Annotated in this window: 13 protein-coding genes; 3 read left to right on the top strand and 10 right to left on the bottom strand. The window is 75.0% G+C overall.

The window, feature by feature from the left end:
* Window positions 1–67 precede the first annotated feature (67 nt).
* Entirely contained in the window at window positions 68–472 is a 405-nt protein-coding gene (locus ACFUEL_RS05655) for an SHOCT domain-containing protein (protein WP_380234725.1), read from the bottom strand.
* A gap of 186 nt (window positions 473–658) precedes the next feature.
* Here ACFUEL_RS05655 and ACFUEL_RS05650 point away from each other — a divergent pair, with 186 nt between their 5' ends.
* Window positions 659–1,921: a threonine/serine exporter ThrE family protein gene (locus ACFUEL_RS05650; protein WP_380234723.1), complete on the top strand. Its 1,263-nt coding sequence runs from the start codon at window positions 659–661 to the stop codon at window positions 1,919–1,921.
* A gap of 84 nt (window positions 1,922–2,005) precedes the next feature.
* Here the strand turns inward: ACFUEL_RS05650 and ACFUEL_RS05645 are convergent, their stop codons facing one another.
* From ACFUEL_RS05645 to ACFUEL_RS05620, 6 genes are all read right to left on the bottom strand, one after another.
* Window positions 2,006–2,878 (bottom strand): hypothetical protein, encoded by an 873-nt coding sequence (locus ACFUEL_RS05645; RefSeq protein ID WP_380234722.1) that lies wholly within the window; start codon window positions 2,876–2,878, stop codon window positions 2,006–2,008.
* Between the two features lie 185 nt (window positions 2,879–3,063).
* A complete protein-coding gene (locus ACFUEL_RS05640; RefSeq protein WP_380234721.1) occupies window positions 3,064–3,432 on the bottom strand; it encodes a hypothetical protein in 369 nt (122 codons plus the stop codon).
* Window positions 3,433–3,489: 57 nt separating this feature from the next.
* A complete protein-coding gene (locus tag ACFUEL_RS05635) occupies window positions 3,490–4,125 on the bottom strand; it encodes a ubiquinol-cytochrome c reductase iron-sulfur subunit (protein WP_380234718.1) in 636 nt (211 codons plus the stop codon).
* Window positions 4,122–4,739, bottom strand: a complete 618-nt coding sequence (locus ACFUEL_RS05630; RefSeq protein ID WP_380234717.1) for a 4Fe-4S dicluster domain-containing protein — start codon at window positions 4,737–4,739, stop codon at window positions 4,122–4,124. Before ACFUEL_RS05630 ends, ACFUEL_RS05635 begins: the two co-directional genes overlap by 4 nt.
* Before the next feature lie 5 nt (window positions 4,740–4,744).
* Window positions 4,745–7,045, bottom strand: coding sequence for a molybdopterin oxidoreductase family protein (locus ACFUEL_RS05625; RefSeq protein ID WP_380234716.1), 2,301 nt, complete (start codon window positions 7,043–7,045; stop codon window positions 4,745–4,747).
* The gene (locus tag ACFUEL_RS05620) at window positions 7,042–8,166 is read right to left on the bottom strand and encodes an MFS transporter (RefSeq protein ID WP_380234715.1); all 1,125 of its coding nucleotides are present in this window, start codon (window positions 8,164–8,166) and stop codon (window positions 7,042–7,044) included. The genes ACFUEL_RS05625 and ACFUEL_RS05620 overlap by 4 nt, the downstream gene beginning before the upstream one ends.
* Before the next feature lie 217 nt (window positions 8,167–8,383).
* Here ACFUEL_RS05620 and ACFUEL_RS05615 point away from each other — a divergent pair, with 217 nt between their 5' ends.
* Both ACFUEL_RS05615 and ACFUEL_RS05610 read left to right on the top strand, forming a co-directional pair.
* Entirely contained in the window at window positions 8,384–8,953 is a 570-nt protein-coding gene (locus ACFUEL_RS05615) for a MarR family winged helix-turn-helix transcriptional regulator (RefSeq protein ID WP_380234714.1), read from the top strand.
* 71 nt (window positions 8,954–9,024) lie between these two features.
* Complete coding sequence (locus ACFUEL_RS05610) at window positions 9,025–9,819, top strand: class I SAM-dependent methyltransferase (protein ID WP_380234713.1); 795 nt, start codon at window positions 9,025–9,027, stop codon at window positions 9,817–9,819.
* Window positions 9,820–9,870: 51 nt separating this feature from the next.
* On the opposite strand, the gene ACFUEL_RS05605 is transcribed toward ACFUEL_RS05610, so the two are convergent.
* The 3 genes from ACFUEL_RS05605 to mptB all read right to left on the bottom strand — a co-directional run bounded on the left by ACFUEL_RS05605 (window position 9,871) and on the right by mptB (window position 13,963).
* Window positions 9,871–11,010: a DUF4037 domain-containing protein gene (locus tag ACFUEL_RS05605; RefSeq protein ID WP_380234712.1), complete on the bottom strand. Its 1,140-nt coding sequence runs from the start codon at window positions 11,008–11,010 to the stop codon at window positions 9,871–9,873.
* Between the two features lie 66 nt (window positions 11,011–11,076).
* A complete protein-coding gene (locus ACFUEL_RS05600) occupies window positions 11,077–12,315 on the bottom strand; it encodes a glycosyltransferase 87 family protein (RefSeq protein ID WP_380234711.1) in 1,239 nt (412 codons plus the stop codon).
* A gap of 85 nt (window positions 12,316–12,400) precedes the next feature.
* On the bottom strand, window positions 12,401–13,963 hold the full coding sequence (gene mptB / locus ACFUEL_RS05595; RefSeq protein ID WP_380234710.1) for a polyprenol phosphomannose-dependent alpha 1,6 mannosyltransferase MptB: 1,563 nt from the start codon (window positions 13,961–13,963) through the stop codon (window positions 12,401–12,403).
* Between the last annotated feature and the right edge of the window lie 231 nt (window positions 13,964–14,194).

Raw genomic sequence — 14,194 nt, 5'->3', positions numbered from 1 at the left:
CAGGGCCCGGGCCGCGTGCGCGCGCCGTCCGATGTCCGTCGTCCGTCCGTCGGTTCGTCCGCCGGGGTCAGGCAAGCAGTTTCTGCTTGGCCCGGTCGAACTCCTCCTGGGAGATCGCGCCGGTGGTCTTCAGGTCGGCGAGCCGGGCGAGTTCCTCGACGTGCCGCGGTCCCGTGTTCTGGTCCTGCGTTCCGGCGGCCTTCCTGATGTAGTCCTGGAAGTCGCTCTCGGCCTTGGCGGCGACGGCCCGGTCGCGCCGGCCCATCTCCTTGCCGCGGGCGATCAGGTAGACCAGGACGCCGAGGTAGGGCAGCACGATCACGAAGACCGTCCACCCGGCCTTGCCCCAGCCGCCCATGTCGTGGCTGCGGAAGATGTCCGTCAGCACCTTGAACATCAGGAAGAACCACAGGATCCACAGGAACAGCCACAGCATGGTCCAGAACAGGTTGAGCGCCGGGTAGTCGTCCATCGACTGGCTCCCTTCCACGGGTCCTTCGAGTGGTATCACCACATTCCGGGCACCGCACGTCGGCAGCCGCCCCCTGTGCGCCGCCCGCGCGCTTCCCGCGCCCCTCCCGCGCGCCCGGAGCGCGGGCGACCGTCCGCCGGGCGAGGATGTGAGCGGGTGTCAGGTTCGGCGGCCCGGGAGGCGCGGATGGACGACGGCACGGCGGGGGCACCGCCGGCGGGGGCCCCGCCTGAGCGGGTGACGGCGCTGCTGGCCCGGCTGGCCGGGATGCTGCTGGCGGCCAGCGGCGAGGGCGCCTCGGAGGTCGAGCAGACGGTGGCGCGGGCCGCGGCGGGCTTCGGCGCCCGCACCTCGATGGTGCTGGTCCCGGACGGGGCGACGCTGACCGTCGTACTGGACGGGCACACCTCGACGGTCGCGGTCCGGTCCTTCCCGGACGTGGCCCGGCTGGACAGGGTGGCCGCGCTCAAGCCCTGGGCGCACCGGGTCTCGCTGGGCCGCACCCCCCTCGCGGAGGCGGAGCGGGGGCTGGCGGCGATCGACGGCTCGCCCGCCCCGTACCCGTGGTGGCTCAAGGGCCTGGGCATCGTGCTGTTCTCGGTGGGTTTCGCGCCGCTGATGCAGCCGACCTGGTACGAGATCGGCAGCACCGCGCTGCTGGGCCTGGTCACGGCGGTGCTGGCGGTGGCGGCGGAGCGCCGGCCGCGGCTGTCGCGGGTGCTGCCGCTGGTCGCCTCGGCGGCGGTGTCGGTGCTGGTGCTGGAGGTGTTCGCGCGCACCCCGGCGCACGGCGGGGCGGTGCTGCTGATGCTCCCGGCGCTGTTCTACTTCGTCCCCGGCGACCTGCTGTCGGCGGCCGCCGCCGAGCTGGCCGCCGGGTTCCTGACCACGGGCGCGGTGCGCCTGGTGTACGCGGTGTTCCTGCTGCTGCAGCTGTACCTGGGCGTGATGCTCGGCGTGTACGCCACCGGCGGCGACACCTCGGCGCTGTTCGACGTCGCGGCGCATGCCGACCTGCCGCGCTGGGCGGCGTTCCTGTCCTGGGTGGTGTTCACCGTCGGCACGGTGCTGTCGTTCGCGGTGCCGTGGCGGCTGCTGCCGACCCTGCTGGGGACGGTGTACCTGACGGTGGCGGTGCAGTCGGGGGCGACGAAGCTGGTGGGCGAGGTCGGCGGGACGTTCCTGGCCGCCGCGGCGCTCGGCGCGCTGGCCACGGTGGTGTCCCGCGGGCCGGGCCGGCCGCCGCGGCTGCTGCTGGCGCTGCCCGGGTTCTTCACCCTGACGGTCGGCTCGCTGGGGATGCGCGGCCTGACCAGCCTGGCCGGCGGCCATCCCGTGCAGGGCTTCCACGACCTGCTGTCGATGGTCACCACGGTGGTGGCGATCGCCGTCGGCCTGCTGCTCGGCGCGGTCCTGGCCCAGCGCCCGCAGCCCCTGCCGCACTCCTAGCTCCCAGCTCCCGGCTCCTGGCTCCGCCCGCGGCCGTGACCCGGGGCCGGAGGCCAGGGGCCGGGGCCCGACCCGCCGGCCCGGCTACCAGCCGGCGCCGCGGTAGTGGGGCAGCTCGAGGGCGGTCGGGTCCATCGCCGCCAGCCACTGGCCGCCGCGGCGCAGCACGGGCGTCAGCACGATCTCCGGCGCCCCGCCGTACCCCGGCCGGACCAGGGCGTCGTAGCGGACGGGCCGGTGGGCGGCGGTGCCGGGCGTGGGCCGCTCGTCGCGGCGGGTGCGGGACTGCGCCTCCAGGGCCCGGTAGGCGAGGTGCAGGTGCGCCTCCCAGCCGGGCAGGTCGTGCGGGTCGGCGGGGATCAGGTAGCGGGCGCCGCGGTCGATCAGCAGGGTGACCAGGCGGCCGAGCGCCCCGGTGCGGTCGAGGCCGTCGGGCAGCAGCTCGAGGGCCTCGGCGAGCGGGCGGGTGACCCGCAGCAGGGCCTCGTTGAAGTCCAGTCCGTGTTCGCCCTCGGCCTGGATCTGGAGGGCGCGCTGCTCACCGGTGAGGTTGAGCCGGCAGGGGTGGGCGCCGCCCTCGACGAGCAGTTCGGGCTGTCCGTGCCAGACCACGGGGGTGTCGCCGAGCTGCCCCCACTCGGGCCAACTCACCTCTCCCCCGGGCTGCTTGACGGCGTGACCGAGCGGGTGGTCGCCGACGGTGAGGATCTCGATCCGGGCGCCGACCACCTGCGCGGGTGCGGGGTGGACGGTCAGCCGGCGGGCGCGCTCGTCCCAGGCGAGGCCGCCGGTGTGCACGCCGACGGCCTCGGTGGCGGCGAGGGTGAGCGGCTGGTGCGGGTGGGCGTCGTGCATGTGGGCCACCGTGACCGGGACGAGGACGGCCGCGCGGAGCACGGCCTGCCGGTCGGGGAACGGCCTGGGCTGGACCGTCTCGGTGGTGAGGTGCTCCGTCATGCGTCGTGCCCTTCTCGCGCCCGTGCGGCGCGCACCCCCGCGGACACCGGCGCGGCCGGCCGCCCCGCGGTCTGTCCCGTCGGCCGTTCGCGCGGCCGGGGACAGCGTACGGGGCGCCGGCCGGTTCGGGGAACGCGTCGCGGGTGGTCGGCGACGAATCGTGACCGTCCGCAACCCCCTTGCGCTCAGCGGTCGTTGGGCGAGATCCACCAGGCGAGCAGGACGACCAGGAAGGACGCGGCGCTGAACCCGGTGCACCACCAGGCGGTGGCCGCGTGGCCGCTCATCCAGGCGTTGGTGGCGGTGTTCAGGGCCCACAGCTGGCCGATCACGACGGTGACGGCCAGGCCGACCCGGGCGGAGAGGATGGCCGAGCGCTCGGGCTGCTGGTCGGTGCCCGCGCCGGGTCCGGGGCCGGTCGCCGAGACCCGGGGGTCGGCGTAGCCGGAGGTGGCCCGGATCTGCGGGTACCGCTCGTGGACGGGCCGGTTGAGCCGGGGCTCGTCGCTGCCGGGGCGGTAGCCCTCGGGGTAGTGGCCTTCGGGAACGCTCATCACGCACCTCCACGGGCGGGTCGGCGAATCGCCGGTTCGTCTCGCGTGCCGGTCATCTCACTTGCCGCTCTTGCGGCTGGGGCAGTTGGCGGCGGCGATGAGTTCCGGGTCGCGCAGGGTCCGGCACACGCCGGTCAGCGTCTCCTCGCCGGAGCGGACGGTGCCGACCGCCCAGACCGAGCCGTCGGCCCGTTCCGCCATCACCACCCGGGGCAGCGGGCGGGGCGGCGGCCCGCCGGTGACCTCGCCGGTGCGGGAGTCGAACTGCCCTTCGTGGCAAGGGCAGTAGAGGTCGCCGTCGGTGCCGTGGTCGCGTCGCCAGAGCACTCCGCAGGCGAGGTGGGTGCAGACCGTGGAGTAGCCGACCAGGGTGCCGTCGGGCAGCCGGATCGCCATCGCCCGGTCGTCCTCGCCGGGGTAGTCGAAGGTGACCGCGTCGCCGGGTTCCAGCCGGTCGGCGACCTTCAACGGTGCTGCGGCACCGTCGCCGTGGCGGTGCAGCACGCCGGCCGAGACCACCGTGGAGCCGACCACCAGGCCGCCGGAGACGGTGGCGACGATCCGCAGGTAGTCGCGCCGGGTGGTCAGCGAGTCGGCGCTGATCCGCTCCTTGAGCGCGGCCTGTTCGGCCCGGTGGTCGTCGGGCCCGCCCTCCTGGCCGTACGGCTGGGGGGAGTTGACGGGGCTGGTCACGCCCTGGCTCCGTTCCCGGGCGCGGGGCGCCCGTTGACCTCGATCAGGTTCAGCGTTCCGCCGGGGACGGGCGCCCGGCGCTCGGCGGGCACCACCATGGCGACGCCGGTGGAGACCACGGTGTCGCCGAACGCGAACATCGTGGAGACGTCGACGCCGGGCCGCTCGGCCTGGAGTTCTTCGACGGTGCCGTAGAACAGGGCGCCGGTGGGGCAGACCGTGGCGCACATCGGTGCCAGGCCGTAGGAGGTGCGGTCGTAGCAGAGGTTGCACTTCATCTGGAGCTTGGCCTCCAGGTCGATCTTGGGCACGCCGAACGGGCAGGCGTTGACGCAGTTCGCGCAGCCGATGCAGCGGGTCGGGTCGGCCTCCTGCACCACGCCGTCGGCGGTGATCAGGATCGCCTCGGCCGGGCAGACCTCGGCGCACGGCGCGACCGGGTCCTCGCAGTGCATGCAGACGGTGGGCAGCGAGGCGACGGTGTGCCCCTCGTCCGGGTAGTCCAGGTGGATCATCGACTTGCCGCGGTGCGAGTCGCACTCGCGGCAGGCCGACACGCACGCCTGGCAGCCGATGCAGCGGCCCGGGTCGATGAAGATGGTGCGTCCCAGCACGGCGGTCAGCCCCTCTCTGCGGTGCCGCGGCCCTGCGGCGAGGTCGGCGGCAGCGGGTCGGTGCGCGAGACCTGGGCCTCCGGGTACGCCTCGCGGCCCGGCGGGACGGGCGGCGCGGGCACCGGGTCGATCGCCTCGGCCCGTTCGATCCGCACCGCGCACACCTTGTACTCGGGGATCTTCGAGCGCGGGTCCAGGGCGTCGATGGTCAGCGCGTTCGCGGCGACGGGGTACGGCCAGTGGTAGGGCACGAACACGTGGTCGGGGCGGATCGCCTCGGTCACCAGCGCGGGCAGCACCTCGCTGCCGCGCCGGGTCACCACCCGCACCGGCTCCCCGTTGCGGAACCCGTGCGAGGGGTGCACCTCCACCCAGGGGCGGGGCGTCTGCTCGACCAGGCCGCCCAGCCGGCGGGTCTGGTTGCCGGACAGGAAGTGCGCGACGGTGCGCCCGGTGGTCAGCGTCATCGGGTACTCGTCGCTGTACGGGTCGGCCGGCGGGTGCCACTCCACCACCTGCATGTGCACCTTGCCGTCCTGGTGGGAGGTCTTGCCGCCCTCGAAGAGCCGGGGCGTGCCCGGGTGGTCGAGGCTGGGGCAGGGCCAGGCGATGCCGCCGGTCTCCTCCAGCCGCTCGTAGGTGATGCCGTAGTAGTCGATGACGGTGCCGGCCGAGGCGCGGCGCAGTTCGTCGAAGACGTCCTTGGAGCCCTCGAAGGCGAACTTGCCGCCCTCGCCGAGGCGTCGGGCGATCTCGCACATCACCCAGGTGTCGGTGCGCACGCCCTCGGGCGGCTCCTGGGCCTTGTTGTGCTTGACCACCCGGGCCTCGGCGTTGGCCATCACGCCCTCGTCCTCGGCCCAGGTGGTGACCGGGAAGACCACGTGGGCGTTGGCGGCGGTCTCGGAGAGGAAGAAGTCGAGCTGGGCGTGGAACTCCAGCCTGTCGTAACCGTCCTTCACCACCGCGTAGTTGGGCAGCGAGACGAACGGGTTGTTGCAGACGCCGATCAGGCCGCGGATCTCGCCGCGCTGCATCTGCCAGACCATCTCCATCATCGAGGTGCCGGCCTGCGGGAGTTCAGACTCCTCGATGCCCCAGATCGCGGCGATCTGGCGGCGGTGCACCGGGTCGTTGATGGAGCGGCCGCCGGGCAGCAGGTCGGACTTCTGGCCGTGCTCGCGGCCGCCCTGGCCGTTGCCCTGGCCGGTGATGGTGCCGTAACCGGCGCCGGGGCGGCCCAGGTTGCCGGTGGCGGTGCACAGGTTGATCACGGTCAGGCAGTTCTCCACGCCCTGGGTGTGGTGCTCGATGCCGCGCGCGTGCCAGGCCATCGCCCGGTCCGCCGTGCCGAACGCCCTTGCCACCTGGACGACTTGCTCGGCCGGGATGCCGCAGATCTCGGCGGCCCGGCTCGGCGGGTACGCCTTGACGGTGGCCTTGACCTCCTCCCAGCCGGTGGTGTGCTCGGCCAGGAACGCCTCGTCGGTGAGGCCCTCCTCGACGATCACGTGCAGCACCGCGTTGAAGAACGCCGAATCCGTACCGGACTTGAGCGCGACGTGGATGTCGGCGGTGCGGGCGACCGCGGTCTCCCGCGGGTCGACGACGATCAGGGTGGCGCCGCGGTCCCGGGCGCCCCACACGTACTGGGTCATCACCGGGAAGCACTCGCCGACGTTCGACCCGGCGATCAGCAGGCAGTCGGTCTGCAGGATGTCGGAGAACGGGTTGCCCGCCCGGTCGATGCCGAAGGCCAGTTTGTTCGCGCCCGCCGCGCTCACCATGCACAGCCGGCCGTTGTAGTCCACGTGCCGGGTCTTCAGCGCGACCCGGGCGAACTTGCCCACCAGGTAGGTCTTCTCGGAGAACAGGCTGGCCCCGCCGAGCATCCCGAAGGCGTCCCGGCCCTGCTCGGCCTGGATCCGGCGGATCTCGGCGACGGTGAAGTCCAGCGCCTCCTCCCAGCCCACCTCCCGGAACGGCTCGTCGCGGCTGCGGCGCATCAGCGGCGCGGTCAGCCGGTCCGGGTGGTTGACCTGCTGGTACGCGTTGATCCCCTTGGGGCACAGCCGCATCCGGTTGATGTCGTGGTTGCGCGGCTCGACCCCGAACACCTTGCCGTGGGAGTTCACCCGCAGGTACATGCCGCACTGCACGCCGCAGAAGCAGCAGTGCGTGGGGACGAGGGTCTGCTCGGTCTGGTCGGCCCGCCAGGCGGCGGCGGGCAGGCCGCCCGCGTCGCGGAAGTTGCGCGTCCCGAGCGGGGCGACGCTCGGGTCCAACGGGACGTGTTCGTGGCTCACTTGAACCCCCGCTTGACGTTCGACAGGTAGGCGGTGCCGCGCAGCACCCGCTTGCAACGGGGGCAGTACTCGGCCCACTCGTCGAAGCCCAGCTTCAGGTCGCGCATCGTGGCGCGCAGGTTGTCCACCGCCGCGACGGTGTCGATCGGCTGGCCGCAGCGCTTGCACGCCTGGAGCTCCTGGGCGTCCGAACCCTTGCGCCGCGCCGTGTACTTGAACAGCTGCATGCCGACCGCGGCCGGGCGCTGCACGATGTGGAAGAACTTGCCGAACGGCAGGTAGACCAGGGTGAGGACGACCGAGGCCATGTGCAGGATCGCCAGGAACTCGTAGCCGCCGCCGTGCAGAAACATCTCGGAGAAGGTCAGCAGCAGGCCGGTGACCGAGATGGTGACCAGCGCCAGCAGCGGCAGGAAGTCGTAGCCGAAGCGCTGGCCGGTGGTCGCGGCGCGGTCGCGCATCCGCCGCCACAGGAAGTAGCCGGCGCCGCCGATCACCATCACGGCGGCCAGGTCCAGGCCGTGGTAGAGCGCCCAGCCGAGGAAGCTGCCGGAGTCGAAGCCGAACAGCCGCAGGCCCCACAGCCGCATCTCGTAGCCGGGGCCGGCCGCGCTCGCGGAGGTGAAGGTGAACCAGCCCCAGGTCAGCGGGAAGGTGATCGCGGCGGCCAGCAGGCAGCCCCAGAAGATCAGTTGGTGCGCCGCCCAGCGGGCGTGCGAGCGGGCGCCGAGGAACTTCTGGAAACCCAGGTAGGTGGCGATCATCTTCGGCAGGGCGGCGGGCGAGCGCTTGAGGTTCTCCCAGGACAGCGCGGCCTTCCAGCCCTGCGTGAACATCCGGCGGGCGGCGGGCGCGGAGACCCACACCACGTAGCGGTAGACCACGCCGAAGGTGAGGAACACCGAGGCCACCGCGTACGGCACCAGGGCGGAGTCGAAGTCGCGCAGGAACCGGCTGCCCAGCACGATCGCCACCACCAGCAGCACACTCGCCGCGGCGGCGATCAGCGAGGCCCGCACCGCCGTCGACCGGGTCGCCGAGGCCACCACCCCCGCCGCACCGTCCTCGGTCGGACTGCTCCCGATCGGTCTGCCCTGCGGGGGCGGTGCTGTCCCGGCCACGCGCACTCTCCTAGCGCTCGACGAGCCACTCGATCCGGCGTTCTCTCAGCCGGACGCTAGCGACGCGCCGCAGACGGCGCCCGCCCGCTGCGCCGCACGCGGCGCGTCGCTGGGCCGGACGGGTGAGCGGGGGCGGCGGCCGGTGTGCGGGCAGGGCGGCGGGCGGTGTGCGGGCGGGGTTGGACCGGTGGGCCGCCGACAATTACGGTAGGTCTTCATGGTGAAGGACGTACACGATTCCGGTCCGGTGGCGGACGCCGACGGGCACCTCTACGACCCCGGCGTGCGCGCCGCCATGGGCGCCTTCGCGGGCGGCGGCGACACGCTCGCGCTGGAGGCCGCCGCCGCCGTCCGCTCCGCCGCGCAGGCGGTCGACCGGCTCCGCGCGCACGGCGCCGGCGGGCGCGGCCTCAGCTCCGGCGCGCTCGACGTGCTCGCCCGGCTCGCCGGCGCCCCCGAGCCCGGCCTGAGCATCGGCGAACTGGCCCGGGGCGGCGGCGTCAGCTCGCGCAACGTGACCGGCCTGGTCGACACCCTGGAGGGCGAGCACCTGGCGCGCCGCACGCAGGACCGGGACGACCGGCGGTCCGTCCGCGTCACCATCACCCCCGAGGGCCGCGCCTGGCTGGACGCCTTCCGCGACCCGACCCGGCGCGCCATGGCGGCGGTCTTCCGCGGCTTCTCCCCCGAGGAGCTGGCCGCCTTCCGGCACCTGTGCCTGCGGGTGGTCGCCAACCAGCGGCAGCTGGAGCAGCACCTGGGGCAGGACGGGCCGGGGGCGGATTGACGCCCGGCCGCTCGGCACCCTGCTGCTCGGCGCCTTGCCGTCCGGCGGTTCGGGCCGGAATGATCTTCCGCATGTCCGCACACCCGAACGACCTCCCCGCCGCCCCGCCCGCCGACTGGGCCGAGCTCAACCGCGCCAACTGGGACGAGCGGGTGCCGCTGCACGTCGGCGGCCGGTTCTACGACGTCCCCGGCTTCACCGCCGGGGCCGACACCCTCATCGACTTCGAGCTCGCCGAGGTCGGCGACGTCACCGGGAAGCGGCTGCTGCACCTGCAGTGCCACATCGGGCTGGACACCCTCTCCTGGGCCCGGCGCGGGGCGGAGGTGACGGGGCTGGACTTCTCGGCGCCCGCGATCGCGCAGGCCGCGGAGCTCGCGGCGGAGATCGGCGCCGACACGGCGCGGTTCGTCGTGTCGGACGTGTACGGGGCCCTCGAGGCGCTGGACGGGGAGGGCTTCGACGTGGTCTACACCGGGCGAGGCGCGCTCAACTGGCTGCCCGACCTGGCGGGTTGGGCGCGCACCGTGGCGCGGCTGGTGAAGCCCGGCGGGTTCGTGTACCTGGCGGAGTTCCACCCGCTGTCCGAGCTGGTCGAGGACGACCCGGGCGTCCTGGTGGAGGACTACTTCCTGCGCGGGGCCCAGGTCGTCGACGACCCGGGCAGCTACGCGGACCGGTCGGCGGAGCTGCCCTCGACCCGGACGGTGCAGTGGCGCCACGGCGTGGGCGACGTGGTCAGCGCGCTGGCGGCGGCCGGGCTGCGGCTGGAGTTCCTGCACGAGCACGCGCACGGGCACTTCCGACTGCCGGCCGGTCCGCGCATCCCGCTGGTGTACTCGCTGCGGGCCTCCCGGCCGCTCTGACGCCCCGGCGCTTTACGGCTTCGGCGCTCCGGCACTCAGCCGCTCCGGCGCTCAGCCGAGGGCGTCGACGGCCGCCCGCAGGGCCCGCGGGCGGGCCAGCAGGTCGGTGCTGTCGGTCCACTGGTCGGCCGCGCCGGTCAGCGGGCGGTCGCGCAACTCCGGTGCGGTGACCGTCCGTTGCAGCGCTCGGGCGAAGCGGTCGGCGTGCAGGACGAGGTACGGGCGGCCGTGGTAGCGGCGGCGTGCCGGGTCGATCGGCTCGGTCAGGCCGAGCGCGTTGTGCGCGCGGGCCGCGGCCTCGTACGCCTCGCACAGGTGCCGTTCGCGGGCCGCCGGATCGGGGGCGGCCAGGGCGGCGCGCAGGGCGGGCGCCAGGGCGGGGGCGGTGTCGAGGCGGGCGAAGGCGCTGCCGAACCACTTGCCGTACGGGGCGTAGCGGCGGGCCGTCAGGAAGGCCAGCCGCATCAGGTCACGCACCAGGCGGGCGGTGACCAGGGCCGCGCCGAGTTCGTCGCCGGTCTCGGCGCAGCGGCCGGGGAACGCCTCCTCCTGGGCGATCCGCTGCCACTGGCAGGCCAGCAGGTGGCGCCACACCTGGTCGGGGTACCAGCGCAGGCGTTCGCGGGCGGCGGTGAGGGTGCCGGGGCCGTCGTGGAAGACCGCGCCACCGGTGAACTCGGCGAGCCGCTGCTGCGGGAGGGCCAGCCAGTCGAGCGGGCCGGGCGCGGTGTCGGCCCAGGCGGCGGCGGGCGGGCCGAGGCGCTCGGCGAGCCAGCCGGGCAGGTCGCGGACGGCGACGCGGTGGTCGAGCGGACCGCCGGCGGGGGCCGGTTCCAGGTGGCTGACCGGGTCGTCCGGGTTCCCGGTGGCGCGGTAGTGGGTGGACCAGCCGCGGATCTCGCCGGGCAGGCGGGCGGCGAGCAGTTCGCGGACCGCCCGGCCGTGCCGCCGCGCGTCGGCGGGCTCCAGGAAGAGTTCCAGGCGCGGGCCCCAGTCGTGGTCGGCGGAGCGGGCGGTGTCGAAGCCGAGCACCTCCGAGCCGGGGCCGATCCGGGCCGCCGCGTACCGCAGACCGGGGTGGGCCTCGGCCAGCAGGGGCCGGACGCCCTCCTCGTACAGCAACCGGGCCAGGTCGAGCCCGGGGACGAACGGCGGATCGGCGGGCGCGGGGGCGGGTCCGGCGGTGGTCATGCGGCCCACTGTGGCAAAACGGGGCCGGGCGGGGCCAGCGCTTATCGTCCGGGCGGGACGGCGCGTTCAGCCGACGGGGGCCGGGTGCTCGTCGGTGCGGCGGGTGGCGGGCCGTTCGGGCGCGGCGGGCTCCGCGGGGGCGTCGGGGTGCGGGCGGATCGGCACGGCGAGCAGCAGTCCGAGCGTGATCAGGGCGTACGCGCTGCCGCCGAGGAAGGTGCCGAGGTCGCGGCCGTCGGGGCGCCAGAGCCACACCATGCCGCTGGAGAGCAGGAGTTGGAGCAGCCAGCACAGGGCGAGCAGCGGGCGGCGACGGGTGCGGTCGAGGGCGGCGTCGGCCAGCACGACCAGGGCGGGCAGCATCCAGACCAGGTGGTGCACCCAGGTGATCGGGCTGACCAGGCAGCAGGCGATCCCGGTGAGGCTGTACGCGGCGAGGCCGTCGCGGGCGGCGGCGGCCCGGCGCAGGCGGTGCGCCCAGAGCGCGAGGACGGCCAGCGAGGCGGCCACCCACAGGGCGCGGCCCGGGAGTTGGGGGCCAAGGCGGGCGATCATCCCCTGCAGGGACTGGTTGGACATGTTGGCGAAGCCGCCGACCCGGTCGGTGTCCCACAGCGTGCCGGTCCAGAACCCGCGGGAGACGCCGGGGCCGAGCAGGAGGCCCGCGGCGGTGGCGCCCAGCGCGGTGGCGGCGGCGGTGGCCGCGGCCCGCCGGCGGCCGGTGAGCAGCAGGTGGACGATGAACAGGGCCGGGGTCAGTTTGACCGCGGCGGCCAGCCCGGTCCCGACCCCGGCGAGCGACCGCCAGCGGCTGCCGGCGAATCGGCGGCCGTCCAACTCCCGGTCGGCGAACACCAGGGCGACCAGCAGCAGGTTGACCTGGCCGAAGCTGAACGTGTCGCGGACGGGGTTGCTGAGCGCGCACAGGCAGGCCGCGAGCCCGAAGGCGTACCAGCGGCACCAGCCCCGGCGGCGGGCGACCGAATCGACCAGCCAGTACAGCAGCAGTGCGGTGGCGGCCGCCGACAGGGCGACGCCGACCGCGATCGCCGGGTGCCAGCCGAACAGCCGCATCGGCAGCATGCAGAGGGCGGCGAACGGCGGGTAGGTGAACCCGTAGGCGGTGCCGGGCCGGACGTAGTCGTAGAGCTGCCCGGTGGCGGTCCAGTGGTGCACGGCGCCGTAGTACACGCCGATGTCGAACCAGCCGCGGTGGCCCGGGATGACGGCCAGCACCAGGACGGTGGCGAGGACGGCAGCGGCGAGGACCGCGGCCCTGGCGGCGGTGGTGCCGCGGGTCAGCACGCCGACCGCCCCTCCCGGAAGGGGGACCGGCACCCGGTCGGCGAAGCGGCGGGCTCTGCACGGACGGCGGTCGCACCGCCACGTCTCAGCACGCCGCCTGCCTTGCTGTCAGGGTGAATTGACGCTGTGTCAGAGAGACGGCGGCCGCTCCGGCGGCGAGGCCGCCCGCGGCGAGCACCAACTCGGCGGCGTCCGGTGCGAATCCGTCCGGCATGACGGTGAACGCGAGTGCCGCGCAGGCGAGTCCGACTGCTCTACGGGTGCCGGCGGCTCGCACGGCGAAGGCCGCCGGGACGGCGCACCACAGCGCGTACCAGGGGCGGAAGGCCGGGCCGAGGACGACCAGGGCGCCGAACCCGAGCGCCAGGGCCGCCAGCGGTTCGCTCCCCCGGTGGACGACCCGGACCGCCAGCAGGCAGCACACCCCCGCCGCGACCACCAGCCCCAGCAGCCGGGCCCCGGCGACCGGCCCCTCCGGCGCGGCGCCGGCCAGCCCGGCAAGCAGCCGCCCGAGGCCGCTGGTCGGCGACCAACTGCTCCCGCTGGCCGGGGTGGTGAGCGCGCCGACCCAGCCGCAACCGGTGCCCGCCACGCCGGTGACGGCGGCCGTGGTGGCCGCAGCCGCCACCACCGTCAGCACGGCAAGCCGAGCCCCCCGCCACCGCCCGGCGCCCGCGGGCGCCAACCACCCCCGCCGGCAGGCACGTTGAGGCCCCTCCCCCACCATCGCCCCGGCCCGCCGACCACCGACACCCGGACCACCCACCGTACGGACCAACCACCCACGTGGGCCGACGCTTTGGCCGTCGGCCGCCTCCGCAGCGCCGGCGGCGAGCCACCAGGCGGCCGGGAGGGCCAGCGCGGCGGGGGCCTTGACCAGGGCGGCGAGGGTGATCAGGGCGGCGGCGGTCAGCGGCCGGGGGCGGGTGGCGGCGAACAGGCCGGCCAGCATCAGGGCGAGCGGGACGGCGTCGTTGTGGGCGCCCGCGACCAGGTGCAGCAGGACCAGCGGGTTGAGCGCGCCCAGGCGCAGCGCGTCGGCCGGGTCGGTGCCGAGGCGGCGGGCGAGCGCGGGCAGCAGGGCGGTGAGGGCGGCTACGGCCAGGACGGCGCTCAGGCGCAGCAGCAGGGTGCCCGCGTACGGGTGGTCGGCGAGCGGTGCGGCGGCCCGGGTCAGCAGCAGGAAGCCGGGGCCGTAGGGGGCGGGGGTGTGCTGCCAGACCGGGGGCACCTGCTGGGCGACGGGGCCGCCGAGCGCGGCGGGGCCGTCCGTGTAGACGTCCAACCCGGCCGCCTGCATGGCCCCTTGGGCGAGGTAGCTGTAGACGTCGCGGCTGAACAGCGGGGGCAGGAGCAGCAGCGGGGCGGCCCACCAGGCCAGGGTGGTGGTCAACCAGCGGGTGGCGGCGGGGTGTCGGCCTTCGGTGCGGTGGCCGGGCGGGCCCAGCAGCAGCCAGGCGGCGGTGAGGACGGCCAGGCCCGCGAAGACCAGGGCGGTGCCCGCTCCGCCGGAGGCGCGCAGCGCGGGGCCGGTGGCGGCGGCGGGCAGGGCGCCGGAGGTGAGTCCGCCGGCGGCGAGGGCGAGCGAGCCCAGGAGTCCGAGCCACCGGTACCGGCCCGAGTAGGCGTTCGCGCCCGTGTTCGGCATGTCGGGAACGCTGGCAGAACGGCGTGGCCCCCGGGGGAAGAGTCGGCGTCCGCCGGGTGGCCGGGTGGCGTCCGGATCCCGCCGTGCGCAGGCCGCGGCAGGTGTGCCGGGGTTGCCGTCCCGACCGGCCGAACCCGGCATTCAGCATGTGCACATCTGGTCTCCCTCGGCCGGTCACCTCAGGGCCAGGCGGGTCGGGGAGACATACGGGGGCCGCCCGTGGCCGGTGCC

It is taken from the genome of Kitasatospora sp. NPDC057198, from assembly GCF_042670125.1.
Classification (GTDB): domain Bacteria; phylum Actinomycetota; class Actinomycetes; order Streptomycetales; family Streptomycetaceae; genus Kitasatospora.
The sequence above is the reverse complement of the archived record's forward strand: the minus strand, read 5'-3'. Positions and strand labels throughout refer to the sequence as shown.